Origin of the sequence: Micromonospora sp. WMMA1996, assembly GCF_002573675.1 — a bacterium.
Classification (GTDB): Bacteria; Actinomycetota; Actinomycetes; order Mycobacteriales; family Micromonosporaceae; genus Micromonospora; species Micromonospora sediminicola.
Window position 1 is genome coordinate 4,085,570 of record NZ_PDHU01000001.1, and the last position, 24,866, is coordinate 4,110,435.

Genomic DNA, 24,866 nt, shown 5'->3' on the forward strand with positions numbered 1-24,866 from the left:
CAGTCTGACACGCGTCCGACCGGACGCACCCGTCCGTGGGTGCCGAATCGTCCCCGTCCGGCCGGTCCGGCCCGCGACGCCGCCGTGATCCATCCCTCAGCCCACCACCGGCACGAAGACCGCCAGCAGCAGATACGCCGTCGGCACCGCGAACAGGATCGAGTCGAGCCGGTCCATCAGGCCGCCGTGCCCGGGCAGCAGGTTGCTCATGTCCTTGACCCCGAGATCCCGCTTGATCATCGACTCGGCGAGGTCGCCGAGCACCGCCGCGCAGGAGATCGCCATTCCGAACAGGGCGCCCCACCAGGGGGCCACGTCGAACAGCAGCCACAGCAGCACGGCGCTGCCCGCCGCCGCGGCCGTGACCGAGCCGGCGAAGCCCTCCCAGGACTTCTTCGGGCTGATCGTCGGCGCCATCGGGTGCTTGCCGAACGCCACCCCGGCGGCGTACCCGCCGGTGTCGGAGAGCACCACCGCCACCAGCGTGACCAGCACCCGCAGGTGCCCGTCGTCGGGCGCCGCCGCGAGCAGGGCCGCGAAGCCGGCCAGGAAGGGCACGTACACCGCGATCAGGGTGGCCGCGGTCAGGTCGCGCTGGTAGTTGCCGGGCCCGTCACCCAACCGCCAGATCATCGTGCCCAGCACGGTGACCAGCAGCCCGAGGCAGAGCGCGTCCGGGCCGGCGAACCAGGCCAGCCCGACCGTGAGCACGCCGCCGGCGACCAGCGGCACCAGCGGCGGGTGGGCGCCGCTGCGGCGGACCGCCCGGGCCATCTCCCCGATGCCGATGGCCACGGCGGCGGCCAGCACGGCGAGGAACGCCGGCAGGAAGAAGAACAGCGGCACCACGATCGCCGCGCCGAGGGCCACCCCGACGCCGATCGCGGCCGGCAGGTTACGGCCGGCCCGCGACGCCCCGGGCACGGCGGTCGGGGGCCGCTCCGCGCTCGCCCGTCGACGGCCCCGGGCCCGGCGGCTGGCCGGTGGCTCGGGCGCCGTCTCGTCGCGTACCGGCTCGTCACGCACCGGGGCGATCTGGGCGGTCGGGTACTCGTCGTCCGGCCGGTCCCCACCCCACGCGCCGCGCCCGCCGGGCGCCGGCTCGTCCCGGCGGTCGCGCCCCGCGGCCCGGGGTTCGTCGTACGGCGGCGCGGCGTCGTGGCGTCGGGTCGTCCCCGGGTACGGGTCGGCGACCGGGCGCGCGTACGTCTCCGGGCGCGCGTAGGCGCCCGCGTCGGCGGGGTGCGGACGGGTGCCCGGGCCGGGGCGCTGCCACGGGCCGGGTTCGAGATCGGTCTCCGGCCAGGGCAGCGCGGGCGCCGGGCGGTCCCAGCCGCGCGGCTCGGCGCCGCCGTAGGGGTCGGGGTGGGACATCACGCACCGGCAGACGGTACGAAAGCCACCACATGACGCAAGACCAAAACCATCCCCTACCGGCGTGAGACTTCCTGTTGACCGACCGACGGCCGGGCGACTCCCGCCGTTCACCCGGTGGTGGTCGGGAATCGTGCCGAGCCTACTGCACCCGGGAAGCGCCGAGGGTGGACGCCGCCGGGCACGACGACGGCACCGGGCCGCCGCCCGGGGTCGGGCGGCGGCGGCGCGGTGCCGTCACGGTACGCGGGCCGCTCAGACCTCGAGCAGCTCGCTCTCCTTGTGCTTGACCAGTTCGTCGACGGTGCCGACGAAGCGCTGGGTCAGGTCGTCCAGCTCCTTCTCCGCGCGCCGGCCCTCGTCCTCGCCGACCTCGCCGTCCTTGACCAGGCGGTCCAGCTCCTCCTTGGCCTTGCGGCGGGTGTTGCGGACGGCCACCTTGGCCTCCTCGCCCTTGTGCCGGGCGACCTTGATCATCTCGCGGCGGCGCTCCTCGGTCATCTGCGGGAGCACGATGCGCAGCTGGTTGCCCTCGTTGTTCGGGTTGACCCCGAGGTCCGAGTCGCGGATCGCCTTTTCCATCGCGTTGGTCTGCGAGTTGTCGTACGGCTTGATGATCACCATGCGCGGCTCGGGCACCGCGATGGACGCCATCTGCGGCAGCGGGGTGGGGCTGCCGTAGTAGTCGATGAGGATCCGGGAGAACATGGCGGCGTTGGCGCGACCGGTGCGGATCCCGCCGAACTCCTCCTTGGCGTGCTCGATCGCACGCTCCATCTTCTCCTCCGCCTCGAGGAGGGTGTCGTCGATCACCGGTCTCCTCGCCTCCTTCTGTCGCTCGTCGTGGGCTGTGCTGGTGCTGCAGTGGCAGAGGACCGCTGCCGGTCCGGCGGGCCGGTCAGGCGGTGATCAGCGTGCCGATCTTCTCACCGCCGACGGCACGGACGATCGTGTCGTCGCCCTGGGCGCCGAAGACCAGCATCGGCAGGCCGTTCTCCATGCAGAGGCTGAACGCGGCGGCGTCGGCCACCCGCAGGTTACGGCGCAGCACCTCGGAGAAGGTGATCGAGTCGAGCTTGCTCGCCGTCGGGTCGATCCGGGGATCGGCGGTGTAGACCGCGTCCACGCCGTTCTTGCTCATCAGCACCACGTCCGCGCGGATCTCCAGCGCCCGCTGGGCGGCCACCGTGTCGGTGGAGAAGTAGGGCATCCCGGCGCCCGCGCCGAAGATCACCACGCGGCCCTTCTCCAGGTGCCGGATCGCGCGCAGCGGGATGTACGGCTCGGCGACCTGGGCCATGGTGATGGCGCTCTGCACCCGGGTCTCGATGCCCTCCTTCTCCAGGAAGTCCTGGAGCGCGAGGCAGTTCATCACCGTGCCGAGCATGCCCATGTAGTCGGCGCGGGCCCGGTCCATGCCCCGCTTCTGCAGCTCGGCGCCGCGGAAGAAGTTGCCGCCGCCGACCACCACGGAGACCTGCACGCCGCGGCGGACCACGGTGGCGATCTGCCGGGCGATGCCCTGCACGACGTCCGGGTCGACGCCGATCGCGCCGCCGCCGAAGACCTCACCGGAGAGCTTCAGCACCACCCGACGGGACCGACCGGGCGGAGGGGCGGTCGGATCGTCCGCCGCCAGGCTCCGGTCACTCACAACCTGCGTCATCCGCCCCGCCCCTTCTCCCCGCGCGCCGCGCGGGCCTCGCGTACGTGCCCCTGCAGACCCTATGTGACGAGGAGGCCGCGGTGCCTGTCACGTACACCGGCGGCCTCCTCGTCGACGTTCTCCCTGCGCCCGGGCTCAGCGGCCCGGAGCGGCGGCTCAGGCCTGGCCGACCTCGAACCGCACGAAGCGGGTCACCTCGATGCCGGCGTCGGCCAGCACCTGCTTGACGGTCTTCTTGTTGTCGGCGACCGCGGCCTGCTCCAGCAGGACGAAGTCCTTGAAGAAGGCGTTGACCCGACCCTCGACGATCTTCGGCAGCGCCGCCTCGGGCTTGTTCTCCTCGCGGGCGGTCTGCTCGGCGATGCGCCGCTCGGACTCGACGGTCTCGGCCGGCACCTCGTCGCGGGTGAGGTACTTCGGCCGCATCGCGGCGATCTGCATGGCCACGCCACGCGCGTCGGCGTCGGCCGCCTCGTCGGTCTTGCCGGAGAACTGCACCAGCACGCCGACCGCCGGGGGCAGGTCCTGGCTCTTGCGGTGCAGGTAGACCGCGGTGGTGCCGTCGAGCTTGGCGAAGCGGTTCAGCACCAGCTTCTCGCCGATCTTGGCGGACTGCTCCTGGATCAGGTCGGCCACGCTCTTGCCGTCGATGGTGCTGGCGAGCAGCTCCTCGGCGTTGGTGGCGCCGCTGGCCACACCGTGCTCGACCAGCTGCTGGGCCAGCGCGATGAAGGCGTCGTTCTTGGCGACGAAGTCGGTCTCGCAGTTGAGCTCCAGCAGCGCCTGGCCGGAGTGGGCGATGAGACCGTTGGCGGCGGTGCGGCCGGCCCGCTTGCCGACGTCCTTCGCGCCCTTGACGCGCAGGATCTCGACGGCCTTGTCGAAGTCGCCCTCGGCCTCGGTCAGCGCCTTCTTGGAGTCCATCATGCCGGCGCCGGTGAGGTCGCGGAGCTTCTTGACGTCCGCGGCGGTGAAGTTGGACATGACTCTCTCTTCGGTGTCAGTGAGATGGTCTGGGTGCCCGGTTACCCGGATCCGGGCCGGTTCTGCCCGGCGTACCCGTCGCGTCCCCAACCGCCCGGGAAACCGGACGGCGGGGACGCGACGGCGAGATCACTCCGCGGCGGCGGTCGCCGGCTGCTCGGCGGCCGGCGCGGCCGGCTCGGCGGCGGCGGGCTGCTCGTCGGCCTTCTTCGGCTCCTCGAGCAGCTCGCGCTCCCACTCGGCCAGCGGCTCGTCGGCGCCGACCTGGCCCGCCTCGGGCTTCTCGTCGGCGCCCCGGTTGCGGCCGGAGCGGGCGATCAGACCGTCGGCGACGGCGGCGGCGACGACCTTGGTCAGCAGCTCGGCCGAGCGGATGGCGTCGTCGTTGCCCGGGATCGGGAAGTCGACCTCGTCCGGGTCGCAGTTGGTGTCGAGCACCGCGATCACCGGGATGCCCAGCTTGCGGGCCTCGTCGACGGCGATGTGCTCCTTCTTGGTGTCGACGATCCAGACCGCGGCCGGGAGCTTCTGCATGTCCCGCAGACCACCGAGGGTCTTGGTGAGCTTGATCTTCTCGCGGGAGAGCTGGAGGGTCTCCTTCTTGGTGTAACCGGCGGCGGTGCCGCTCAGGTCACCCAGGGCCTCGAGCTCCTTCATCCGCTGCAGCCGCTTGTACACGGTCTGGAAGTTGGTCAGCATGCCACCGAGCCAGCGGTGGTTGACGTACGGCTGGCCGACCCGGGTCGCCTGCTCGGCGATGGCCTCCTGGGCCTGCTTCTTGGTGCCGACGAACAGGATGCTGCCGCCGCCCGCGACGGTGGTGCGCACGAACTCGTACGCCTTCTCGATGTAGTCGAGCGTCTGGCGCAGGTCGATGATGTAGATACCGTTGCGCTCGGTGAAGATGAAGCGCTTCATCTTCGGGTTCCAGCGCCGGGTCTGGTGCCCGAAGTGCACACCGCTTTCCAGCAGCTGACGCATGGTCACGACGGCCATGGTGGGTACTCCTACTTTGTCCCTGGTTGTCCGTCCGGTCGGCGACCGGACGCCTGGCGCCCGGTCGCCGGCCAGGGTGGGCCCGGTGCGGAACCGGGACCAGGGAGGCCGTCGCCCCACGGGAGGACCGTGGAGAGGGCGCGCGAGGTCGACCGCGCGAGGCGGTCGCCAGTCGACCAGTGTACGCGCCTTCTCCGCACCCCGGCCCCGGGGTGCGTTTCCTCCCCGCCCGGGTCAGCGGGCGGCGAGGGCCGCGGCCAGGAAGAGCACCAGGCCGACGGTCAGGTACGCCGTCGGCGGGCGGAGCCAACCCCGACTGCCGTCGGCGAGCGCCAGCCCGCCGGTGCGCAGCCCGTACAGGCCGGCGCCGAAGATCGGCAGCCCGACCACCAGGAACGTCCCCACCACCACGTGCGACGTGGACACCGGGTCGCCCACCAGCCCGTGCAGCAGCACCCGCAACGCCGGCACCTCCAGCACCAGCACCAGCGCCGCCAGCAGCACCGCGAGCGCCGGGCGCCGGGTCCGGTAGACGCCGTCACCCGGCGGCGGCCCGTCCGTCCGGGGCACCACCGACGGCATCGGGCCGGTCGGCATCTCCAGCGGGTTCGGCGGCGCCGCCGACTCCGCCGGCCCGCCGGGACGCTCACCGATGGTCAGCGGGGTGGCCGAGCCCGGACCCGGCCGGCCGCCCAGCGACATCTGGGTGCCGCCGGTCGCGCCGGTGTCGACGATCGGGTAGCCGCCCAGCGGCCCGGGTCGCGCCGGGTCGACCCCGCCCACGAGACCGTCACCGCCGCGCGCGCCGAACGCGTCGGCGCCGCGCGACCCGCCGCCGAGCGGGTCGGCGACCGGGGCCGAGGCGCCGCCGAGCGAGGCCGAGGCGCCGCCGAGCGGGGTCGACGTGCCGTGCGACGCGGTGCCGAGCGCGTCGACGCCGCTGCGGGAGAGCGCATCCTCACCGCCCTGCGCCTCGCGCGCCGCCCGCCGGCCGGCCCGGCCGGGCAGCTCGCCGGAGACCTCCGGGTCGTCCGGACGCTGCGACCGCCAGCCGCTGGTGTCGTCGACCAGCGGGTCGGCGGCGGAGTAACCCCCGTACCGGCTCTCACCGGCGCGCTGCTCCGGGGCGCGGTAGTCGTCGTCGCGGTAGCGCGGCTCGCCCGCGGCGCGCCACTCCGACTCGTACCCGCGCTCGCCCCAACGCGACCCCTGCTGATCCTCGGGATAGCTCCGTCGTCCGTCCACGACGGGCACGGTATGCGACCGGCACCAGCCGCGCCATTCGGGCCGACCGGAACATCGCGCCAGCTCGGGGCGGCCCCGGCCGGCTCCGAGCCGCCGTGGGGTGATTCGGTGGCACATCGGCCGGAAGATCGTGGTCCCGTCCACAAGTCGGATCTCGTCCACAGGTCGGACGCCGGCGGCACGCGCCGCCCGGCCGCCGGTCGCAACCTGACCGGCATGACGAACCGGAACCAGGCCGTCGGGGCGTACGGCGAGCGGTGCGCGTTGCGGCACCTGATCGAGAGCGGCCTGCGGCCGGTCGCCCGCAACTGGCGCTGCCCCGACGGGGAGATCGACATCATCGCCTGGGAGGGGCCGGTCCTCGCCTTCTGCGAGGTGAAGACCCGGCGCACCGAGCGGTACGGCGCTCCCGCCGAGGCCGTGGTCCGGGCCAAGGCCCGCCGGCTGCGCGGCCTGGCCGTCCGCTGGCTCGCCGAGACCGGCACCACCGCCGACGAGGTCCGCTTCGACGTGCTCTCGGTCCGGCTGCCGGTCACCGGCCGGGCCCAGGTCGAGCACCTGCGGGGCGCGTTCTGACATGGGCTACGCCAAGATTCTCAGCGTCGGCCTCGCCGGGGTCGCCGGGCACGTCGTGGCGGTCGAGGCCGACCTCGCCCCCGGCCTGCCCGCCGTGGTCATCTCCGGCCTGCCCGACACCGCGTTGCACGGGGCCCGCGACCGGGTCCGCGCCGCCATCGTCAACTCCGGCCAGAAGTGGCCCAACCGGCGGATCACCCTCAACCTGCTGCCCGCCACGCTGCCCAAGTACGGCTCCGCCTTCGACCTGGCCATCGCCGTGGCGGTCCTCGCCGGCTCCGGCGAGCTGCCCCCGGTCGCCCTCGACGCCACCGTCGTCCTCGGCGAACTCGGGCTCGACGGCACGGTCCGTCCGGTGCGCGGCACCCTGCCCATGGTCGCCGCCGCCGCCCGGGCCGGATACACCCGCGTGGTCGTGCCCGCCGGCAACGCCGCCGAGGCGGCCGTCATCCCCGGCGTCCTGGTCCACGCGGTCGACACCCTGCACCGGCTCGTCGCCCACGTCCGCAACGGCACGCCACTGCTCGCCCCGGCCACGCGGCCACCGGCCGACGTCCCGGTCGGGCCCGACCTCAGCGACGTCGCCGGGCAGCCCCTCGGCCGCCGGGCCCTGGAGATCGCCGCCGCCGGTGGCCACCACCTCGCCCTGCTCGGCCCGCCCGGCGCCGGCAAGACCATGCTGGCCGAGCGGCTGCCGTCGGTCCTGCCCGAGCTGGACGACGAGGCCGCCCTGGAGGTGACCGCGCTGCACTCGATCGCCGGGCTGCTGCCGCCCGGCGGTGGCCTGCTGCGCCGTCCCCCGTTCCAGGCGCCGCACCACACCGCCACGGTGCCCGCGCTGGTCGGCGGCGGTTCGGGGCTGGCGAGGCCCGGAGCGGTCTCGCTGGCCCACCGGGGCGTGCTCTTCCTCGACGAGGCGCCCGAGTTCGGCAAGGGCGCCCTGGAGGCGTTGCGCCAGCCGCTGGAGAGTGGTCTGGTCCGGGTGGCACGCACCCGGGGCGCCGTCGAATACCCGGCCCGGACGCAGCTGGTGCTGGCCGCCAACCCCTGCCCCTGCGCGAAACCGTCCGGCGACGTCGACTGCGAGTGCGCGCCGCTGGCCCGGCGACGCTACCTGGGACGGCTCTCCGGTCCGCTGCTCGACCGCGTCGACGTGCTGGTCACGCTGCCGGCGATGCGCGCGGCGGAGCTGTTGCACACCGACACGCCGCACGAGTCCTCGGCGACCGTGGCCGCCCGGGTGGCCGTGGCCCGGCGAGCCGCCGCCGATCGCTGGGCGGCCACCGGGCACCGGGTGAACGCCGAGGTTCCCGGCCCCTACCTGCGCCGGCCGCCGTGGCACCTGCCGGCGCGGGTGACCCGCGAGCTGCGTCGCCGCCTCGACACCGGCTCGCTCTCGGCGCGCGGGTACGACCGGGTGCTCCGGCTCGCGTGGACGGTCGCCGACCTGGACGGCCGGGACCGCCCCGACCAGGGGGACGTCGCGGAGGCCATCCACCTCAGGACGGGAGAGGGCGCGTGACCGCCACCGACGAGCAGCGGCTGGCCCGGGTCGCGCTGACCTGGCTCGCCGAGCCCGGCACGCGGTCGGTCCACGCCCTGGTCGAGCGGATCGGCCCGGCGGCGACGCTCGACCTGCTGCTGGCCGGCGACGCGCCGGAGCGGACGCTCCGGTCGGCCGTCGCGGCCCGCACGGCGGCCGGTGACGCGCGCCGGGTGGCCGCCGAGGCCCTGGCCCGGGCCGAACGGCTCGGGGCGCGGCTGGTCACGCCGGAGGACGACGAGTGGCCGGCGCCGGTCGGCGAGCTGCGCCGGCTGGTGCTGCCCGACGCCGCCCGGCGGGTCGACGTGGAAACCGATCCGCCGCTCTGCTTCTGGGTACGCGGCGGCTGGCCGCTCGACGAGACACTGGCGCGTTCGGTGGCCGTGGTCGGCGCGCGGGCGGCCACCCCCTACGGCTCGCACGTCGCCACGGAGCTGGGCTACGGGCTGGCCGACCGGGAGTGGACGGTCGTCTCCGGCGGGGCGTTCGGCATCGACTCGGCGGCCCACCGCGGGGCGTTGACCGCCGGCGGGCGCACCGTCGCGGTGCTGGCCTGCGGCCTGGACCGCCCGTACCCGATGGGCAACGCGGCGCTCTTCGACCGGATCGCCGAGACCGGCCTCCTGGTGAGCGAGTGGATGCCCGGCGCCGAACCGTTGCGTCCCCGGTTCCTCATCCGCAACCGGGTCATCGCGGCGGCCACCAGGGGCACGGTGCTGGTCGAGGCCGCCGCCCGCAGCGGCGCCACCCAGACGCTCAACCGGGCGCTCGGGCTCGGCCGACCTGCCATGGTGGTGCCGGGGCCGGTCACCTCGGCCATGTCGGTGGGCGGGCACGAGGTGCTCCGGGAACGGCCGTACGCCCGGCTGGTCACCGGTGTCGCGCACGTGCTGGAGGAGGTCGGGCGGATCGGGTACGACCTGGCGCCGCCGGCCCGGGCGGCCGAGCGGCCGAGGGACCGGCTCGACGACGAGGCCACCCAGGTGCTGGAGGCGCTGCCCCGCCGCCGGGCCCTCGACCTGGAGAGCGTCGCGGCGCGGGCCGGCGTGGACCTGCGCACCGCGATGCGAAAACTGTCCATGCTGGAGGAGCTGGAGCTGGTGGTGCGCCGGAGCGACGGCGGATACGCGCTCACGCCCCCCGACGCCGCCGAGCGGGGACGGCGGCCGTCGTGACGTCAGTCGCCCTCGAACCGGATCTCGACGTCGCGGCTCTCCTGGCAGCGGCGGGCGAGCCGGGCCAGCCGGCGGACCTGGTCGACCTCCGCCGGCGCCGCGGCCGCCTCGGCCAGACCACGCAGCTCGGTGAGCAGCTGCGGCACCTGGCCGGCGTCGACGACCAGCTCACCGAGCGGGTCGACCCGGTCCAGCAGCGGGGTGCGACCGCCGCCGCGTACCCGCTTGAGCAGGTCGAGCAGCACGTCCCGCGGATCCGCGACGACCTCGATCGAGACGTACGCGGGCGGGCGGCGGGCCGCGCCGGCCCGCACCCGCCGGTAGAGGACGGCATCCACTCCCACGCCCGGTCCCTCCTCGTGCCGGCGTCACCGTCGCGGGACGCCCTGCCGATCGCCGCCGACCCGACCCTGCCGCCCGGCGCCCACCACCCCCGCCGCCCGCCGACGCCCGGGAGGGCCCGCCCCACCCGTCGGCGACGGCGGGGAACCGGTGGCCGGTTCCCCGCACCACCTTCTCGCCACACGAGTTTCCCCTGTCCAGCGCCGCTTCTGCCACCCCGCCCGGCGCGCCGCCACGACCAGGTGTCGCCGGCGCGGGCCGTCTCGCCGAGGTGGCGGTGTCCCGGGCACCGACACCGCCACCCGGGCGGGGTGGAGTCGATCGTCGTGGGCGCGGGACCGAGGCGGCGGGCCGGGGCGTGCCGGCCGTACGCTGGGGTGGTGTTGGCCGTCCGCACCCGCACGATCGGATCCGACTCCGACCACGACCGCCGGTCCGAAGCGGCCGGGGCCGTCGGTGGGTGAGCGGCGGCGCGGCACCCGGGCCACGCACGAGGAGCTGCCGGCGCCGATGCGCGAGGCGGTGGACGACTTCGCCGACCACCTGTCGCGGGTCCGTGACCGTTCGGCGCACACCGTCCGGGCCTACGTGACCGATCTCGTCTCGCTGCTCGACCACGCGGTCCGGATGGGTTGTGCCGACCTGGCGGGGCTGGATCTCGCGATGCTGCGCAGCTGGCTGGCCAAGCAGCGGACCATGGGGGCCGCCCGGACGACCATGGCCCGGCGGGCGGCGGCCGCGCGCACCTTCAGCGCCTGGGCGTACCGGGCCGGGCTGCTCCCCCACGACGTCGCCGCGCCGCTCGCCAGCCCCCGGGCCGGCCGGGAACTGCCCACCGTCCTGCGCGCCGACCAGGCAGCCGCCCTGATGGACGCCCCGCTGCGCGCGGCGGACGCCCCCACCCCGGCCGACACGGCTCCTGCCGACGGTCGCACGGCCACCCCGGCTCCCGCCGGCAACACGGCGGACCCGGGCGACACGGCCGAGCAAAGCGAGGCGGCGGCCCCGGAGGGCGCGACCGGTGCGGCGCTGCTGCGGGACCGACTGTTGCTCGAACTGCTCTACGGCACGGGGGTACGCGTCAGCGAAGCCTGCGGTCTGGACGTCGCCGACGTCGACCAGGCCCGCCGCGTGGTGCGCGTGCTCGGCAAGGGCGGCCGCGAGCGCGCGGTGCCGTACGGCGTGCCGGCGCAGCGGGCGCTGGACGCGTGGCTGCGGCACGGCCGCCCGCGTCTGGCCACACCGGGATCGGGCCGCGCGCTGCTGCTCGGGGCCCGGGGCGGGCGGCTCAACCCGACCACCGCCCGGCGGATCGTGGCCGGCTGGTCCGGCGCGGCCGGGCTACCGAGGGTGACCCCGCACGGGCTGCGCCACTCGGCCGCCACCCACCTGCTCGAAGGGGGCGCCGACCTGCGGGCCGTGCAGGAGCTGCTGGGGCACTCGTCGCTCGCCAGCACCCAGATCTACACCCACGTCTCGGTCGAGCGGCTGCGGGCGGCCTACCGGCAGGCACACCCCCGGGCCTGACCCGCCGTCGCACCGCACCGGCCGCCGCCCGCCGGGCCCGCGGACGCGGAAGCGGTCGGGCGATGATCCACCACGGGCTACGATCGACGGATGACGGTGCCGCGGCCACCCGAGCCGATCCCGGGGGCTCGGCTGCTCTTCTCCCTCGACCCGTCCGTCAGCCACCTCAACCACGGCGCGTTCGGCGCCGTGCCGATCCCTGTGCAGCGCGCCCAGCAACGGCTGCGCGACGAGATGGAGTCGAACCCGCTGCGGTTCTTCACCCAGGGCCTGGTGGACCGGATCGCGCACGCCCGGCGGCACCTGGCCACCTTCCTCGGGGCCGACCCCGACGGCACCACCCTGGTCGGCAACGTCACCGCCGGCGCGGCCGTCGTGCTCCAGTCGCTCGCGCTGCGCCCGGGCGACGAGGTGGTGACCACCGACCACGGGTACGGGGCGGTGGCCCTGTCGGTGGCGCGGGAGTGCGCGCGGACCGGTGCGGTGTCCCGGACCCTGCCGGTGCCGTTGTCGGCCACCGACGAGGAACTGGTCGAGATCGTCCGCGACGGGCTGCGCCCCGGGCGCACCCGGCTGCTGATCGTCGACCAGCTCACCTCGCCGACCGCCCGGCTGTTCCCGACCTCGGCGCTGGTCGCGGTGGCCCGGGAGCAGGGCGTGCCCGTGCTGGTGGACGCGGCGCACGCGCCGGGCATGCTGCCCACCACGGTCGCCTCGGTCGGCGCCGACTTCTGGGTCGGCAACCTGCACAAGTGGGCGTACGCGCCGCGCGGCACCGCCGCGTTGGTGGTCGCCGAGCGGTGGCGTGAGCGCATCCAGCCGCTCGTGGTCTCGTGGGAGCAGGACGCCGGGTTCCCGACCCGGGTCGAGTGGCAGGCCACCCTCGACTACACCGGCTGGCTGGCCGCCCCGGTCGGCCTGTTCACGCTGCGCAGCCTCGGCGTGGACCGGGTCCGGGCGCACAACGCGGCACTGGCCGCGTACGGGCAACGGGTCGTCGGGGACGCGCTCGGGGTGGCGCCGGAACGGCTGCCGGAGCCCGGCGGAGCGGCGGTCGCCATGCGGCTCGTCCCGTTGCCGCCCGGCGTCGCGACCACCCTGGACACGGCCCGGGAGCTGCGGGCCCGGATCGCGGACCGGATCGGCGCGGAGGTGTCGGTCGCCGGCTGGAACGGGCGGGGTTACCTGCGCCTGTGCGGCCAGGTCTACAACACCCCGGAGGAGTACGACCGGCTGGCCGTGCGCCTGCCCACGCTGCTCGCCCAGGGCTGATCGGGCGGCCCGCTCACGGGCCGGGCGGGGTCGGGTCGAGCGGGAGCAGCCGGGCGCGACCGAAGCCGAGCAGCGCGAGCGGGTCCAGGTAGTCGGCGCCCCGGCGCAGCCCCCAGTGCAGGCAGGCCGTGACGGGGCAGCCCGGGTGGCCGCCGCGCAGCTCACCGATCGGCGTGCCGGCGTCGACGGCGGCGCCGGCGGCGAGGCGGGACCGGACCGGCTCGTAGGTGGTGCGCAGCCCGTCGCGGTGCCCGACGGTGACCACCGGTCGGCCGGCGACCGGACCGGCGAACAGGACCGTCCCGGGGCCGGCCGCGCGTACCTCGGCGCCCGGGTCCCCGGCCAGGTCCACGCCGCGGTGCCCGGCCCGCCACGGCTGCGGCGGCGGATCGAACCGGCGGACCACCAGGGCCCGGCCGGCCAGCGGCCACCGGAACGGCCCGGCGGCGCGGGCGCCGGTCCGGCCTCCCGCCGCCACCGGTTCCGAGCCCGCCGGCACGGCCCCAGGCGCACCCGCCGGCACGGTCGGGGTGAGGATCAGCGTCAGCAGCAGGGCCGCGCCGACGCGACCGGTCGAGGTCCACACACCGCGCACTCTGCCCGCCCCGCGCGGCCGTCGTCACCTCGGCGTGGTCGCCGCTGTGGACAACGCCGGGGTTGTGGACGGCCGCCCGATCTCGGGGCGGATCTGTTAGCGCCGGGCCGCCTATGCTGACCGCGTGACGAAGGACTGGTACGCCTGGCACCGCGACTACGACCAGCCCGACTCGGCGCTGTCGAGACGACTCGTCGAGGTGCGCCGCCGGGTCACCGAGGCGTTGGACGCGGCGCCGCCCGGTCCGCTGCGCGCGGTCAGCCTCTGCGCCGGCCAGGGACGCGACCTGATCCCCGTGCTCGCCACCCACCCCCGGGGCGGGGACGTGACCGCCCGCCTGGTCGAGCTGGACCCGCGCAACACCGAGCTGGCCCGCCGGGCCGGCGCCGACGCGGGGCTTACCGGCGTGGAGGTGGTCACCGGGGACGCGGCGGTGACCGACCGCTACGCCGACCTGGCGCCGGCGGACCTGGTGCTGGTCTGCGGCATCTTCGGCAACATCGGCGACGACGACATCCGGGCGACCGTGCGGCACTGCGCGTCGCTCTGCGCCACCGGCGGCACGGTGCTGTGGACGCGGCACCGGCGGGAGCCGGACCTGGTGCCCACGATCTGCGACTGGTTCGCCGAGGAGGGCTTCGAACCGGTCACGGTGAGCAGCCCGGCCGACGGCGTGGGCGTCGGCGCGCACCGTTTCACCGGCGCTCCCCGCCCGCTGGCGGCCGGCGCGCGGATGTTCGAGTTCGTCGGCTACGACCGGTTGGAGCAGTCATGACCACAGTGGACGACGTGAGCCGGCCGTCCCGGGTCGCCGGTCCGGACGAGGCGATCAGCGCCGAGGAGCTCCAGCTGGCGGCCCGCAACCACGGCATCCCGCTGGAGGCGTTGCGCTACGACGTGACCCCGGCCGGCCTGCACTACCTGCTCATCCACTACGACATCCCGGACGTCGATCCGGCCACGCACGCGCTCACCGTCTCCGGGGCGGTGCGGCGGCCGCTGCGGCTCGACCTGGCGGCGCTGCGGGCGCTCCCCCGGGTCACCCACCGGGTCACGCTGGAGTGCGCGGGCAACGGCCGGGCGCTGCTGCACCCCCGTCCGGTCAGCCAGCCGTGGCTGGTGGAGGCCGTGGGCAACGCCGAGTGGACGGGCACCCCGCTGGCCCCGCTGCTGCGCGAGGCCGGCCTGGCGGACGACGCGGTGGACGTGGTGTTCACCGGCGCCGACCACGGGGTGGAGCGTGGCGTCGAGCAGGACTACCAGCGGGCGCTGCCGGTGGCCGACGCGCTGCGCGAGGAGGTGCTGCTGGCGTACGAGATGAACGGCGCTCCCCTGCTGCCGCAGCACGGCGCGCCGGTGCGACTGATCGTGCCGGGCTGGTACGGCATGGCGCACGTCAAGTGGCTGCGCGACATCCGGGTGACGACCGAGCCGTTCGACGGCTATCAGAACGCGGTGGCCTACCGGCTGCGGCGCGACGCCGACGACCCGGGGGTGCCGGTGACCCGGATCGAACCCCGCGCGCTGGTGCGCCCGCCCGGCTTCCCGGACTTCATGTCCCGCACCCGGGTCCTGCGCCCGGGGCCGTGCACGGTGGACGGTCGCGCCTGGTCGGGGCACGCGCCGGTGACGTCGGTCGAGGTGACCGTCGACGGTGGCCAGACGTGGACGCCGGCGGACCTGGACGCGCCCTCCGGGGGCGAGTGGGCGTGGCGCCGGTGGTCGGTGCGCTGGACGGCGACGCCGGGCCGGTACGTGCTGGGCGCCCGGGCCACGGACGCCTCGGGGCGGACCCAGCCGGTCGAGCAGCCGTGGAACCGGGGCGGGTTCGCGAACAACCTGGTGCAGCGGGTCGAGGTGGTCGTGCCGGCGGAGTGATCCGCGCTCGCGGCGGGCCGTCCGGGCCCGCCGCGGTCAGCTGCCGAAACCGGAATCTGCGGGAAGCGAGATGTCGGGCTTTTCGAGCTCTTCCACATTGACGTCCTTGAACGTCATTACTCGGACGTTCTTGACGAAACGGGCAGGACGGTACATGTCCCACACCCAGGCGTCGTGCATCTCGACCTCGAAGTAGACCTCGCCGTCCGAGTTGCGGACGTGCAGGTCAACCTGGTTGGCCAGGTAGAACCGGCGCTCGGTCTCCACCACGTAGGAGAACTGGCGGACAATGTCGCGGTACTCCCGGTAGAGCTGCAGCTCCATCTCGGTCTCGTACTTCTCGAGATCTTCCGCGCTCATCGCACTCCGCCTTCCATGACCACATCTTCCCCCACCGACGCCGGAGGTCGCGGCTGCTCGCCCAACGCCACGCCGACGGTACCCCCTGGCGCGCCGGAGCGCTCCATCGGCTCGTCCGGCCGTCCACCCACCCGGCCGGGAAGCACCGGGTCCGGCCCCCCGGCGGCCGGACGCCGGGCCCGGGGCGGCCGCCCGTCCCGCCCGGACACGGCGGCGACGTTCACGTACGAGAAACGGTGTTCCCGGCACGGCCCCCGCTCGCGCAGCGCGGCGCTGTGCTCCGCGGTGATGTAGCCCTTGTGCTCGGCGAAGCCGTAGCCGGGGAACCGCCCGTCCAGTTCCACCATGATCCGGTCCCGGGTGACCTTGGCCAGCACGCTCGCCGCCGCGACGCAGGCGGCCACCCGGTCGCCCTTCCAGACCGCCAGCCCCGGCACGTCGAGCCCGTCGACGCCGAAGCCGTCGGTCAGCACGTATTCCGGCCGGGTGGTGAGCGAGGCCAGGGCCCGGCGCATCGCGGCCAGGTTGCACACGTGCAGACCGCGGGCGTCGACCTCCTCGGCCGGGATGACCACCACGGCGTACGCCAGGGCCCGCGCCACCACCTCGTCGTAGACGCGCTCGCGTGCGGCGGGGGTGAGCAGCTTCGAGTCGGCCAGCTCGTCGATCTCGCCACGCCGCCCCTCGGGCAGCACCGCGGCGGCGGCCACCAGCGGACCCGCGCAGGCGCCCCGGCCCGCCTCGTCGGCGCCCGCCACGTGCCGGAAGCCCCGCCGTTGCAGCGCCCGCTCCAGCGCGTAGAGCCCGCCGTCGCGGCGCACCACCGTGCGCGGCGGGGTCAGCACGGGCCGCTCCCGGTCAGCACCCGGCCGAGGCGGTCGGCCAGGTCCGGCGGGTAGTAGCGGTCGGCGGTCGCGGTCAGCTCGCCGACGGTCCACCAGCGGTGCCCGTGCACACTGGCGCGCTCGACCGCGTCGAAACCGGCGGTGTCGACCTCCCAGCCGGACACCCGGGCGAGAAAGAACTCCTGCTCCTGGCGGTACCAGACCCCGTCGAACGGGAACTCGACCGTCTCGGACCAGACCGGCGCGCCCAGCTCGGCCGGGGCGAGCCGCAGGCCGGTCTCCTCGGCCAACTCGCGCGCCGCGCCCTCGGCCGGGGTCTCGCCGGGATCGAGCCCGCCGCCCGGGGTGAACCAGTAGCGGTGGTCCGGCCGGGCCGGATCACTGCCCTGGAAGAGCAGCACCCGGTCGGACGCGTCGACCAGGAGGACCCGGGCGGCGCGACGAGGGGTGTAGACGGTCACCGGACCAGCCTGCCAGACGCCTGTGACGAACGACCACGCCCTCCCACCCGTGGCGGGTCAGGGGTTGGGGATGCCGTCGAACTGCTCGGGCACGGTGAGCCAGGTCGCCCGCCCGACCGGCCAGAAGATGGTGAAGGCCCGGCCGACGACCTCGCCCTCCGGGATGGTGGCCTCGGTGATGTCCTCGCCGGACTGCTGCCAGTGCTCCAGCGAGTCGCCGGAGGCCTCCCGGTGGTCGCCCATCACCCAGAGCCGGCCCTTCGGCACGGTGATGTCGAAGTCCTGGTCGGCCGGCTTGTTGCCGGGGAAGATGAACGGCTCGTCGATCGGCTTGCCGTTGATGATCAGCCGCTCCTGCGGGCCGGTGCGGTCGCAGCAGACCACGTGGTCGCCGCCGACCCCGATCACGCGCTTGATGAAGTCCTCACCGTTGGGGTTGCCGCTCCACTCGGTGGGCGCCTTGAACACGATCACCTCGCCCCGGTGCGGCGAGCGGAAGTCGTAGACCAGCTTGTTGACCAGCACCCGATCGTCGATCTTGAGGGTGTTCTCCATGGACGGGGACGGGATGAAGAAGGTCTGCAGCACGAAGGCACGAACCAGCACTGCGACCAGGATCGCCACGCCCAGGAGGATGGGCAGTTCCTTCCAGAAGGAGCTGCGCGGCTTCTCGGTCTGCTCGTCAATCACGGGAGGAGCCTACGTCCCCCGGTACGGCGCGGTCGCCCCGAACCCGCGAGAACAGTCAGCGCCGCCGCGACCGGGAGAATCAGGACGACCCCACCCACCGGATCCGGGTCGACCGGGGCCGGGCGCGCCGGCGCGGCGTCCGGACGGGGCAGGTCGGAGAACGTCTTCGGCACGGGCAACGAGGTCCAGCGCTGGGACGGCCAGACGATCATGAACGCCCGGCCGACGACGTTGTCGATCGGCACCGGGCCCTGACAGCGGGCGTCCTGCGACACCAGCCGGTGGTCGCCCATCACGAAGATCTGCCCCGGTGGCACCACCACCTCGGTGAACTGCCGGGAGCGGCACTCCTTGGGATTCGGCGGAAGCTCGACCGGGGAGTCCTCGGAGACGTACGCCTGCTCGTCCAGCGGCACGCCGTTGACCACCACGCGGCCGTCGTCGCAGCACCAGACCTTGTCGCCGGGCACGCCGATGACGCGCTTGATGAAGTCCTTCTCGCCGGGCCGGCTGACGCCGACGAGGTCACCGAGCGTCCGGCCGACCTTGCCGGCGAGGTCGGTCGGCGGCGCGGGCGCCTCCTGGGCGACCCAGCGGTCGGTGCCCCGGAACACCACGACCTCGCCCCGGACCGGGTCACGGACGTCGTAGACGACCTTGTTGACCAGCACCCGATCGCCGATGAGCAGCGTGTTCTCCATCGACCCGGAGGGGATGAAGAAGGCCTGGAGCAGGAACGTGCGGATCAGCACCGCCAGGCAGAACGCCACGATGAGCAGCAGCGGCAGTTCCTGCCAGAGCGGCATCTGCCGGCGGCCGCGCCGGGCTCGCCGGCGCCAGGGATCGACGGTGCCGTCCTCGTCCAGCATCTGCACCATGCCACTCTCCGGTCCGCCGAAACGACACTACCGCCCGGGAGTCTCCTCGGAGACCCCACGGGCGGCAGTGGACTGCTTCCCGCCGTCCGGCTGCGCCCGTACCGACCAGGGTAATGCGATCCGGTCGATACGACATCCGCGCAGCTCGGGCGGCGTGGCGAGCGGGAATTCAGCTCGCCGGCTGCTTCTCCCGCAGCTCCTTGATCTTGGCCTTCTTGCCGCGCAGCTCGCGCAGGTAGTAGAGCTTGGCGCGCCGCACGTCACCGCGGGTCACGACCTCGATCCGGTCGATGCCCGGGCCGTTGAGCGGGTAGGTGCGCTCCACGCCGACACCGAAGCTGACCTTGCGGACCGAGAAGGTCTCGCGCAGACCGTCACCCTGGCGGCGGATGACGACGCCCTGGAAGATCTGGACCCGGGACCGGTTGCCCTCGACGACTCGCGCGTGCACCTTGACGGTGTCACCGGCGCGGAAGTCGGGCAGGTCGGTGCGCTTCGACTGGGCGTCAAGGGCGTCCAGGATGTTCATCGCTGCGTCCTCGTGAGGCTCACGGCGCATCGTCAGTCGATGCGCGAACGGGTGATTCTGACCCCCGGGTGGCGGCCGGCGTGAACCGGTCCCGGTCGGAGGTCCTCGCAGCCGCCCACGGCGTGGACGGATGCGGCAACCCCTCTACTTTGCCACATCCCCCGACGACGAGGAAAATCCGCCCCGGTCCAGCGCCGCCCGGTCACGCTCGTCGAGCGTCTCCGGGGGCAGCGCGTCGATCATGTCGGGGCGGCGGGTCGCGGTCCGCCGCAGCGCCTCGTCGCGCCGCCAGCGGGCGATCCGGGCGTGGTCGCCGGAGCGGAGCACCTCGGGCACGTCCAGCCCGCGCCAGGTCGCCGGCTTGGTGTAGAGCGGGGCCTCCAGCAGCCCGTGGGCGTGCGACTCCTCGTCCAGCGAGCCGGCGTTGCCGAGCACCCCGGGCAGCAGCCGGGTGACCGCCTCCAGGATCACCAGCACGGCCACCTCGCCGCCGAAGAGCACGTAGTCACCGAGGGAGACCTCGGTCACCCGCATCCGGGTCGCCGCGTGCTCCAGCACCCGCTGGTCGATGCCCTCGTACCGGCCGCAGGCGAAGAGCAGGTGCGACTCGGCGGCCAGCTCGTGCGCCACGGCCTGGGTGAACGGGACGCCGGCCGGCGACGGGACGAGCAGCCGGGGCAGGGTGTGCCCGTCCGGGCTCAGCTCGTCGGGGGCCAGCGAGTCCAGCGCCTCACCCCACGGTTCCGGCCGCATGACCATGCCCGGACCGCCGCCGTACGGCGTGTCGTCGACCGTGCGGTGCACGTCGTGGGTCCAGGTCCGCAGATCGTGTACGGCCAGCCGCAGCAGCCCGTTCGCGCGGGCCTTGCCGATCAACGACAGGTCCAGCGGGGCGAAGTACTCCGGGAAGATCGACACGATGTCGACGCGCATGCGGTGGCTCCAGCTACAGGTCGAGCAGGCCACTGGGCAGGTCGACGACGACGCGACCGCCGGCGAGGTCCACCTCGGGCACGATCGCCTTGACGAACGGGATGAGCGCGGGCGGCCCTTCGGGCCGCCGCAGTACCAGCAGGTCGGAGGCGGGGGCGTGGTCGATCCGGGCCACCTCGCCGAGCCGCTCGCCGTCCCGGGTGACCACGGCGAGCCCGACCAGCTGGTGGTCGTGGAACTCCTCCGGGTCCTCCGGCGGGGCCACGTCGGCGCTGTCGACACCGACCAGCGTGTTACGCAGCGCCTCGGCCACGTCGCGGCCGAGCACGCCCTCGAAGACGACCAGCAGCCGACCCTGGTGCCAACGGGCCGACTCGACGGTCAGCTCCGGCGGCACCCGCCAGGCGCCGGGCTCGGCCGGAACCGCGCCCGGTTCAGTGCGCAGCACTGAACCGGGCGCGAACCGTGCTTCGGGCTCATCGGTCCGCACCTCCACGGTGACCTCTCCGCGGATGCCGTGCGGTTTGCCGATCCGGCCGACGACGAGAAGCATCAGTACGAGTCGACGATGTCGACGCGTACCCCACGCCCGCCGATGGAGCCGATCACCTGGCGCAGCGCCTTGGCGGTCCGGCCGGACCGCCCGATCACCGTGCCGAGATCCTCCGGGTGCACGCGGACCTCGAGCCGCTTGCCCCGACGGGAATCGACCATCCGCACCCGGACGTCGTCCGGGTGGTCGACGATCCCCTTGACCAGGTGCTCCAGGGCGGGACGCAGCGCCATGTCAGGCCTGCTCGCCGGACTCTGCACCGGTCTGCTCCTCGGCCTTGGGCTCGGCGGCCTTCGGCTCCTCGGCCTTGGCGGCCTTCTTGGCCGGCTTGGCCGGGGTCTCCGCCACGCCGGCGGCGGCCTTCGCCTCGGCCTCGTACGCCGCCTTGCGGTCGGCCCGCTCCGGGGCGACCTTCAGCGGCGGCGGGGCCGGCAGGCCCTTGAACTCCTGCCAGTCACCGGTCAGCTCCAGCAGGCGCTGCACGGCCTCGCTCGGCTGAGCGCCGACCGACAGCCAGTACTGGACCCGCTCCGACTTGACCTCGATCACCGAAGGGTCTTCCTTCGGCTGGTACACACCGACGAACTCGATCGCGCGACCGTCACGCTTGGTGCGCGAGTCGGCGATGACGATGCGGTACTGCGGGTTGCGGATCTTGCCCATCCGCAGGAGCCGGATCTTTACGGCCACAGTTGTTTCGCTCCTGTTGCGATCTCACCGGCCCGTACGGGCGGTGTGGCGGGTGAGCGCCGACCGGCACAGTGGGGTTTGGGCCGGAGACTGCTCGGTGAACTGACGACGCGCCCGGGTTAGAGGGCGCCGGACGCGCGCCGGATACCAGCGGACCATTCTGCCAGATCCGTACCGGATCTCTCGCACCGGACCCGGACCGTACGCCCTCTGGCGGTCGTCCGTGACGAACGACACGTGCTCAGCGGACCGGTGGCCGGTCCCATCCGGGCGGCAGTTCGTCCGGTACGTCCCACTCGGCGGGTGGGGTGAAGTCGCACCACGTGCCGTCGAAGGGGAACGCCCCCGCCTCGGCCAGGCGGATCACCCGCTCCCCCTCCGCGCGGACCGCCTTCTCGTCGGCCACCCAGTAGTGCTCCGGGAAGGCGAGCCGCTCGGCGAACTCGTCCTCGTCCTTCCACTCCCAGCTCAGGTCCGGACGGACCACCACGTCGAGGTCCTGGTCCACCACGTCGACCCCGGCCACCGCCCCGTCGTCCCAGCGGACCCCGGGCTCCTCCAGGTTGACGTACCAGCTCTGGAACCGGTCCCCGGCGTCGCGGAACCACCAGACCGAGTGGGCGGCGCCGGTGGGCAGGAACTTCAGCACCGGCGGGCCGTTCCACGTACCGCGCGCCAGGGCGTACCCGGAGGTGATCCACTCGGTGAACGGCACCGCGCGCATCCCGAGCCCGGCGGCGGTCACCTCGTGCGCGACGGGCGCCTTCCGCGCCACCCAGAGCAGCAGCCCCCGCTCGTCGTCGGAGACCACGCGGGCCGCGCGGACCCATCCGATCCGCCCGCGCCGCACGTTGCGGTGCAGAACCAGACGGCCGGGTTCGAAGCGCACGCTCACCATCCCTGACGTGTTAAAAAGGGCCCCTTCCTCTACCGGAGGCGTTAACAAGGGGCCCTTCCTTGCATCTCAGTAGGCGCGGGCCAGGATGGCGACCAGGTCGGGCTCGTCCTCGGAGTCGGGCACCGAGCCGTCGGCCCGCAGCAGGCAGCGGACCGTCACACCCTGCGCGTTCGCCTCGGCCTCACCGGGCACGCCGACCGCCGACCACGGCACCATGGCCCAGCCGGTGGCGGACGCCTCGATCGCCTCGGCCAGCGTCGACACCTCGACGGTGCGGGACCGGCGGAACTCCAGCGCCTGGTCGTGCAGCGCCCGCTGGTCGGCCTCCAGCGCGGCCAGGACCGCGCCGACCACGTCGGCCACCGGCGTCGGGGCCTTCGAGCCGTCCGTACGCCGGACCACCACCGCGTTGCCGGCGGCCAGGTCACGGGGGCCGACCTCGACACGGACGGGGTAGCCGCGCAGCTCGGCGTCGACGGCGCGGCGGCCGAACGCGGTGTCGGTCCGGTCGTCCAGCGCGACCCGGACCCCGGCGTCGCGCAGCGCGTCGCGCAGCTTGCCCGCCGCCTCGCTCACGCCCTCGCCGTCCTTGACGATCATCACGTACGCCTGGACCGGCGCCAGCTTCGGCGGCACCCGCAGCCCGTTGTCGTCGCCGTGGCACATGATCAGGCCGCCGAGCATCCGGGTGGAGGTGCCCCAGGAGGTGGTCCAGGCGTGCTCCCGGCCGCCCTCGGCCGAGGAGTAGCTGATGTCGAACGCCTTGGCGAAGTTCTGGCCCAGCTCGTGGCTGGTGCCGAGCTGGAGCGCCTTGCCGTCGCCCATCATGCCCTCGCACGTGTACGTGGCGGTGGCGCCGGCGAAGCGTTCCCGGGCGGTCTTCAGGCCGACCACCACCGGGATGCCCAGCACGTTGACCATCAGGTCCTCGTACGCCTCGTGCAGGATCCGCCGGGCGTAGGCCCGCGCGTCCTCCCGGGTGGCGTGCGCGGTGTGCCCTTCCTGCCAGAGGAACTCGCTGGTGCGCAGGAAGATCCGCGGGCGCAGCTCCCAGCGGACCACGTTGGCCCACTGGTTGAGCAGCAGCGGCAGGTCCCGGTAGGAGTCGATCCACTTGGCCATGAACTCGCCGATGACCGTCTCGCTGGTGGGACGCACCACCACCGGCTCGGCGAGCTGCTTGCCGCCACCGTGGGTGACCACGGCCAGCTCCGGCGAGAAGCCCTCGACGTGCTCGGCCTCCCGCTTGAGGTAGCTCTCCGGGATGAAGAGCGGGAAGTAGGCGTTCTCCGCGCCGGCCGCCTTGATCCGGGCGTCCATCTCGGCCTGCATCCGCTCCCAGATGGCGTAGCCGGCCGGCCGGATGACCATGGTGCCCCGCACCGGTCCGTTGTCGGCCAGCTTCGCCTTGGCGATCAGGTCCTGGTACCAGCGGGAAAGTCCTCCGCACGGGGAGTGAGCACGCGTGCCATGACCGCACATCCTATGCGCCGGGCGAGCCGCCGCTGCGTCGGGGAGCCGGCGGGCGCCGTGTCGGGCCCGCCGGCCGTAGACTTCGACGACGATGGGTGAGGCACGGGACGCGATCGTCGACGCCGCCCGGGCCCAGACCGTGGCCTGCGGCTGGGACGGCGTGCGGATGGGCGCGGTGGCCGAGGCCGCCGGGGTCAGCCGGCAGACGGTCTACAACGAGTTCGGCACCAAGGCGGGTCTGGCCGAGGCACTGGCCCGGCGCGAGGTGGACCGGTTCGTCGGTGAGGTGCGGGCCGCGCTCGCCGAGCACGGCGCCGACGTCCACGCCGCCGCGTACGCCGCGATCCGCCGCACACTCGCCTCCGCCGCCGACAATCCCCTGGTCAAGGCGATCCTGACCAGCGCCCGGGGCGGTTCGGACGAGCTGCTGCCCTACCTGACCACCCGCTCCGAGCTGGTCCTCACCGAGTCGACCACCGCGCTGCTGGAGTGGGCGGGGTGCCATCTGCCCGACGCCGACCCGGCGGCGCTGACCTTCGCGGCCGACAGCATCGTCCGCCTGGTGGTGAGCCACATCGTGCTGCCCCAGGCGCCGGTGGACGAGACCGCCGGGAAGTTGGCCGACCTGGCCGTGCTCCTCTTCCTCGCCGCCGCCTCGCCACGCTGAGCCGTCGCGGTCAGCGGACCACCCGGCCGCGCAGCACGATGCGGCTGGGCGACCGGACCACGCGCAGGTCGCGGCGCGGGTCCTCGGGATAGACCACCAGGTCGGCGAGGCCGCCCTCGACCAGGCCGGGGAAGCCGAGCCACTCCCGGGCCCGCCAGGAGGCGGCGGCGAGCACGTCCTCGGCCGCCATACCGGCCTGCTCGTGCAGCAGCAGCATCTCCTCGGCCGCCAGCCCGTGGTCGATGCCGCCGCCCGCGTCGGTACCCACGTAGATCGGCACCCCGGCCTCGTGCGCGGCGCGGACGACGTCGGGGAAGCGGTCGCGCAGGGCGAGCATGTGGTCGGCGTACCCGGGGAACTTCGGTCGGGCCTGCTCCGCGATGTGGCCGAACGTCCGAATGTTGATCATGGTGGGGACCAGCGCGGTGCCCTGCCGGGCCATCAGGTCGATTCAGGTCGACGCTCAGCCGGTGCCGTGCTCCACCGAGTCCACCCCGGCCCGCACCATGATCTCCACGGCCGACTCGGAGAACGTGTGCACCGCTGCGCGTACCCCGGCGGCATGCGCGGCGGCGACCGCCGCGGTCATCGTGTCGGCGTCCCAGGCCGGGCGAGGTCGCCCACCCCCCGGTCGATCCAGTCGCCGACCAGCTTGACCCAGCCGTTGCCGGCGGCGGCCTGCGCGGCCACGGTCGCGGCCACCTCGGCGGCGCCGA

Annotated in this window: 27 protein-coding genes and 2 pseudogenes; 8 read left to right on the top strand and 21 right to left on the bottom strand. The window is 74.2% G+C overall.

The genetic code is table 11. The features are described 5' to 3' along the window. Positions 1 to 96 precede the first annotated feature (96 nt). From COO58_RS18775 to COO58_RS18800, 6 genes are all read right to left on the bottom strand, one after another. On the bottom strand, positions 97 to 1,374 hold the full coding sequence (locus COO58_RS18775) for a phosphatidate cytidylyltransferase (RefSeq protein WP_098745970.1): 1,278 nt from the start codon (positions 1,372 to 1,374) through the stop codon (positions 97 to 99). A gap of 255 nt (positions 1,375 to 1,629) precedes the next feature. Beyond that, positions 1,630 to 2,187 carry a ribosome recycling factor gene (gene frr / locus COO58_RS18780; protein ID WP_091580162.1) on the bottom strand — a complete coding sequence of 186 codons (558 nt, stop codon included), beginning with the start codon at positions 2,185 to 2,187 and terminating at the stop codon, positions 1,630 to 1,632. A gap of 85 nt (positions 2,188 to 2,272) precedes the next feature. After that, on the bottom strand, positions 2,273 to 3,040 hold the full coding sequence (gene pyrH, locus COO58_RS18785) for a UMP kinase (protein WP_036345766.1): 768 nt from the start codon (positions 3,038 to 3,040) through the stop codon (positions 2,273 to 2,275). Between the two features lie 156 nt (positions 3,041 to 3,196). Continuing rightward, positions 3,197 to 4,024, bottom strand: a complete 828-nt coding sequence (tsf, locus tag COO58_RS18790) for a translation elongation factor Ts (protein ID WP_091580167.1) — start codon at positions 4,022 to 4,024, stop codon at positions 3,197 to 3,199. Between the two features lie 129 nt (positions 4,025 to 4,153). Then, positions 4,154 to 5,020, bottom strand: coding sequence for a 30S ribosomal protein S2 (rpsB, locus tag COO58_RS18795; protein WP_091580171.1), 867 nt, complete (start codon positions 5,018 to 5,020; stop codon positions 4,154 to 4,156). Between the two features lie 234 nt (positions 5,021 to 5,254). Continuing rightward, positions 5,255 to 6,265 carry a hypothetical protein gene (locus COO58_RS18800; protein WP_255292670.1) on the bottom strand — a complete coding sequence of 337 codons (1,011 nt, stop codon included), beginning with the start codon at positions 6,263 to 6,265 and terminating at the stop codon, positions 5,255 to 5,257. Between the two features lie 216 nt (positions 6,266 to 6,481). On the opposite strand from COO58_RS18800, the gene COO58_RS18805 reads away from it, so the two are divergent. From COO58_RS18805 to COO58_RS18815, 3 genes are read left to right on the top strand one after another with little or no spacing between them, the layout of a single operon-like run. Next, positions 6,482 to 6,841: a YraN family protein gene (locus tag COO58_RS18805; protein WP_098745974.1), complete on the top strand. Its 360-nt coding sequence runs from the start codon at positions 6,482 to 6,484 to the stop codon at positions 6,839 to 6,841. A 1-nt stretch (position 6,842) separates the two neighbouring features. Next, positions 6,843 to 8,363, top strand: coding sequence for a YifB family Mg chelatase-like AAA ATPase (locus COO58_RS18810; protein ID WP_098745976.1), 1,521 nt, complete (start codon positions 6,843 to 6,845; stop codon positions 8,361 to 8,363). Continuing rightward, the gene (locus COO58_RS18815; RefSeq protein WP_176558840.1) at positions 8,360 to 9,559 is read left to right on the top strand and encodes a DNA-processing protein DprA; all 1,200 of its coding nucleotides are present in this window, start codon (positions 8,360 to 8,362) and stop codon (positions 9,557 to 9,559) included. Before COO58_RS18810 ends, COO58_RS18815 begins: the two co-directional genes overlap by 4 nt. A 2-nt stretch (positions 9,560 to 9,561) precedes the next feature. Here COO58_RS18815 and COO58_RS18820 read toward each other — a convergent pair whose 3' ends face one another. Beyond that, the gene (locus COO58_RS18820; protein ID WP_091580240.1) at positions 9,562 to 9,903 is read right to left on the bottom strand and encodes a hypothetical protein; all 342 of its coding nucleotides are present in this window, start codon (positions 9,901 to 9,903) and stop codon (positions 9,562 to 9,564) included. A 508-nt stretch (positions 9,904 to 10,411) separates the two neighbouring features. Between COO58_RS18820 and COO58_RS18825 the strand changes: the two genes are divergently transcribed. Together COO58_RS18825 and COO58_RS18830 are read left to right on the top strand one after the other, a co-directional pair. After that, complete coding sequence (locus COO58_RS18825; protein ID WP_176558898.1) at positions 10,412 to 11,428, top strand: tyrosine recombinase XerC; 1,017 nt, start codon at positions 10,412 to 10,414, stop codon at positions 11,426 to 11,428. Between the two features lie 90 nt (positions 11,429 to 11,518). After that, a complete protein-coding gene (locus tag COO58_RS18830) occupies positions 11,519 to 12,700 on the top strand; it encodes an aminotransferase class V-fold PLP-dependent enzyme (protein WP_098745980.1) in 1,182 nt (393 codons plus the stop codon). 13 nt (positions 12,701 to 12,713) lie between these two features. Here COO58_RS18830 and COO58_RS18835 read toward each other — a convergent pair whose 3' ends face one another. Then, the gene (locus COO58_RS18835) at positions 12,714 to 13,286 is read right to left on the bottom strand and encodes a murein hydrolase activator EnvC (RefSeq protein ID WP_255292671.1); all 573 of its coding nucleotides are present in this window, start codon (positions 13,284 to 13,286) and stop codon (positions 12,714 to 12,716) included. 133 nt (positions 13,287 to 13,419) lie between these two features. Here COO58_RS18835 and COO58_RS18840 point away from each other — a divergent pair, with 133 nt between their 5' ends. Then, complete coding sequence (locus COO58_RS18840) at positions 13,420 to 14,070, top strand: class I SAM-dependent methyltransferase (protein ID WP_098745985.1); 651 nt, start codon at positions 13,420 to 13,422, stop codon at positions 14,068 to 14,070. Continuing rightward, entirely contained in the window at positions 14,067 to 15,173 is a 1,107-nt protein-coding gene (locus COO58_RS18845) for a sulfite oxidase (protein WP_098745987.1), read from the top strand. Before COO58_RS18840 ends, COO58_RS18845 begins: the two co-directional genes overlap by 4 nt. A 36-nt stretch (positions 15,174 to 15,209) precedes the next feature. Here the strand turns inward: COO58_RS18845 and COO58_RS18850 are convergent, their stop codons facing one another. From COO58_RS18850 to proS, 12 genes and pseudogenes are all read right to left on the bottom strand, one after another. Further along, a complete protein-coding gene (locus tag COO58_RS18850) occupies positions 15,210 to 15,533 on the bottom strand; it encodes a DUF2469 domain-containing protein (RefSeq protein WP_011905215.1) in 324 nt (107 codons plus the stop codon). After that, complete coding sequence (locus COO58_RS18855; protein ID WP_098745989.1) at positions 15,530 to 16,378, bottom strand: ribonuclease HII; 849 nt, start codon at positions 16,376 to 16,378, stop codon at positions 15,530 to 15,532. The genes COO58_RS18850 and COO58_RS18855 overlap by 4 nt, the downstream gene beginning before the upstream one ends. Next, positions 16,372 to 16,839 carry an NUDIX hydrolase gene (locus tag COO58_RS18860; protein WP_091580271.1) on the bottom strand — a complete coding sequence of 156 codons (468 nt, stop codon included), beginning with the start codon at positions 16,837 to 16,839 and terminating at the stop codon, positions 16,372 to 16,374. Before COO58_RS18860 ends, COO58_RS18855 begins: the two co-directional genes overlap by 7 nt. A gap of 57 nt (positions 16,840 to 16,896) precedes the next feature. Beyond that, the gene (lepB, locus tag COO58_RS18865; protein WP_091580276.1) at positions 16,897 to 17,529 is read right to left on the bottom strand and encodes a signal peptidase I; all 633 of its coding nucleotides are present in this window, start codon (positions 17,527 to 17,529) and stop codon (positions 16,897 to 16,899) included. Then, a complete protein-coding gene (gene lepB / locus COO58_RS18870) occupies positions 17,526 to 18,407 on the bottom strand; it encodes a signal peptidase I (RefSeq protein ID WP_098745991.1) in 882 nt (293 codons plus the stop codon). Before lepB (COO58_RS18870) ends, lepB (COO58_RS18865) begins: the two co-directional genes overlap by 4 nt. Positions 18,408 to 18,576: 169 nt before the next feature. After that, positions 18,577 to 18,936, bottom strand: a complete 360-nt coding sequence (gene rplS, locus COO58_RS18875; RefSeq protein ID WP_018786333.1) for a 50S ribosomal protein L19 — start codon at positions 18,934 to 18,936, stop codon at positions 18,577 to 18,579. A gap of 144 nt (positions 18,937 to 19,080) precedes the next feature. After that, the gene (trmD, locus tag COO58_RS18880; protein ID WP_091580285.1) at positions 19,081 to 19,869 is read right to left on the bottom strand and encodes a tRNA (guanosine(37)-N1)-methyltransferase TrmD; all 789 of its coding nucleotides are present in this window, start codon (positions 19,867 to 19,869) and stop codon (positions 19,081 to 19,083) included. A 13-nt stretch (positions 19,870 to 19,882) separates the two neighbouring features. Then, on the bottom strand, positions 19,883 to 20,422 hold the full coding sequence (gene rimM / locus COO58_RS18885; RefSeq protein WP_091580288.1) for a ribosome maturation factor RimM: 540 nt from the start codon (positions 20,420 to 20,422) through the stop codon (positions 19,883 to 19,885). Continuing rightward, positions 20,422 to 20,682, bottom strand: a complete 261-nt coding sequence (locus COO58_RS18890; RefSeq protein WP_172967834.1) for an RNA-binding protein — start codon at positions 20,680 to 20,682, stop codon at positions 20,422 to 20,424. The genes rimM and COO58_RS18890 overlap by 1 nt, the downstream gene beginning before the upstream one ends. Further along, positions 20,657 to 21,112 (bottom strand): 30S ribosomal protein S16, encoded by a 456-nt coding sequence (gene rpsP, locus COO58_RS18895; protein ID WP_098745993.1) that lies wholly within the window; start codon positions 21,110 to 21,112, stop codon positions 20,657 to 20,659. The genes COO58_RS18890 and rpsP overlap by 26 nt, the downstream gene beginning before the upstream one ends. 241 nt (positions 21,113 to 21,353) lie before the next feature. After that, positions 21,354 to 22,001, bottom strand: coding sequence for a DUF402 domain-containing protein (locus COO58_RS18900; protein ID WP_098746452.1), 648 nt, complete (start codon positions 21,999 to 22,001; stop codon positions 21,354 to 21,356). Between the two features lie 75 nt (positions 22,002 to 22,076). After that, positions 22,077 to 23,482: pseudogene (gene proS / locus COO58_RS18905) on the bottom strand (proline--tRNA ligase). Between the two features lie 92 nt (positions 23,483 to 23,574). Here proS and COO58_RS18910 point away from each other — a divergent pair. Next, a complete protein-coding gene (locus tag COO58_RS18910) occupies positions 23,575 to 24,150 on the top strand; it encodes a TetR family transcriptional regulator (protein WP_091580300.1) in 576 nt (191 codons plus the stop codon). A 10-nt stretch (positions 24,151 to 24,160) separates the two neighbouring features. On the opposite strand, the pseudogene COO58_RS18915 reads toward COO58_RS18910, so the two are convergent. Next, positions 24,161 to 24,866 (bottom strand): annotated as a pseudogene (locus COO58_RS18915) (amidohydrolase family protein); the annotation flags it as partial.

Excerpts from the sequence above, each read along its gene's own strand:
- lepB (WP_098745991.1), bottom strand. The coding sequence starts at position 18,407 with ATGGTGCAGATGCTGGACGAGGACGGCACCGTCGATCCCTGGCGCCGG.
- COO58_RS18775 (WP_098745970.1), bottom strand. The coding sequence starts at position 1,374 with ATGTCCCACCCCGACCCCTACGGCGGCGCCGAGCCGCGCGGCTGGGAC.
- COO58_RS18805 (WP_098745974.1), top strand. The coding sequence starts at position 6,482 with ATGACGAACCGGAACCAGGCCGTCGGGGCGTACGGCGAGCGGTGCGCG.
- COO58_RS18810 (WP_098745976.1), top strand. The coding sequence starts at position 6,843 with ATGGGCTACGCCAAGATTCTCAGCGTCGGCCTCGCCGGGGTCGCCGGG.
- COO58_RS18825 (WP_176558898.1), top strand. The coding sequence starts at position 10,412 with ATGCGCGAGGCGGTGGACGACTTCGCCGACCACCTGTCGCGGGTCCGT.
- rpsB (WP_091580171.1), bottom strand. The coding sequence starts at position 5,020 with ATGGCCGTCGTGACCATGCGTCAGCTGCTGGAAAGCGGTGTGCACTTC.
- rimM (WP_091580288.1), bottom strand. The coding sequence starts at position 20,422 with ATGCTTCTCGTCGTCGGCCGGATCGGCAAACCGCACGGCATCCGCGGA.
- pyrH (WP_036345766.1), bottom strand. The coding sequence starts at position 3,040 with ATGACGCAGGTTGTGAGTGACCGGAGCCTGGCGGCGGACGATCCGACC.
- COO58_RS18850 (WP_011905215.1), bottom strand. The coding sequence starts at position 15,533 with ATGAGCGCGGAAGATCTCGAGAAGTACGAGACCGAGATGGAGCTGCAG.
- trmD (WP_091580285.1), bottom strand. The coding sequence starts at position 19,869 with ATGCGCGTCGACATCGTGTCGATCTTCCCGGAGTACTTCGCCCCGCTG.
- COO58_RS18830 (WP_098745980.1), top strand. The coding sequence starts at position 11,519 with ATGACGGTGCCGCGGCCACCCGAGCCGATCCCGGGGGCTCGGCTGCTC.
- COO58_RS18845 (WP_098745987.1), top strand. The coding sequence starts at position 14,067 with ATGACCACAGTGGACGACGTGAGCCGGCCGTCCCGGGTCGCCGGTCCG.
- tsf (WP_091580167.1), bottom strand. The coding sequence starts at position 4,024 with ATGTCCAACTTCACCGCCGCGGACGTCAAGAAGCTCCGCGACCTCACC.
- COO58_RS18910 (WP_091580300.1), top strand. The coding sequence starts at position 23,575 with ATGGGTGAGGCACGGGACGCGATCGTCGACGCCGCCCGGGCCCAGACC.
- rplS (WP_018786333.1), bottom strand. The coding sequence starts at position 18,936 with ATGAACATCCTGGACGCCCTTGACGCCCAGTCGAAGCGCACCGACCTG.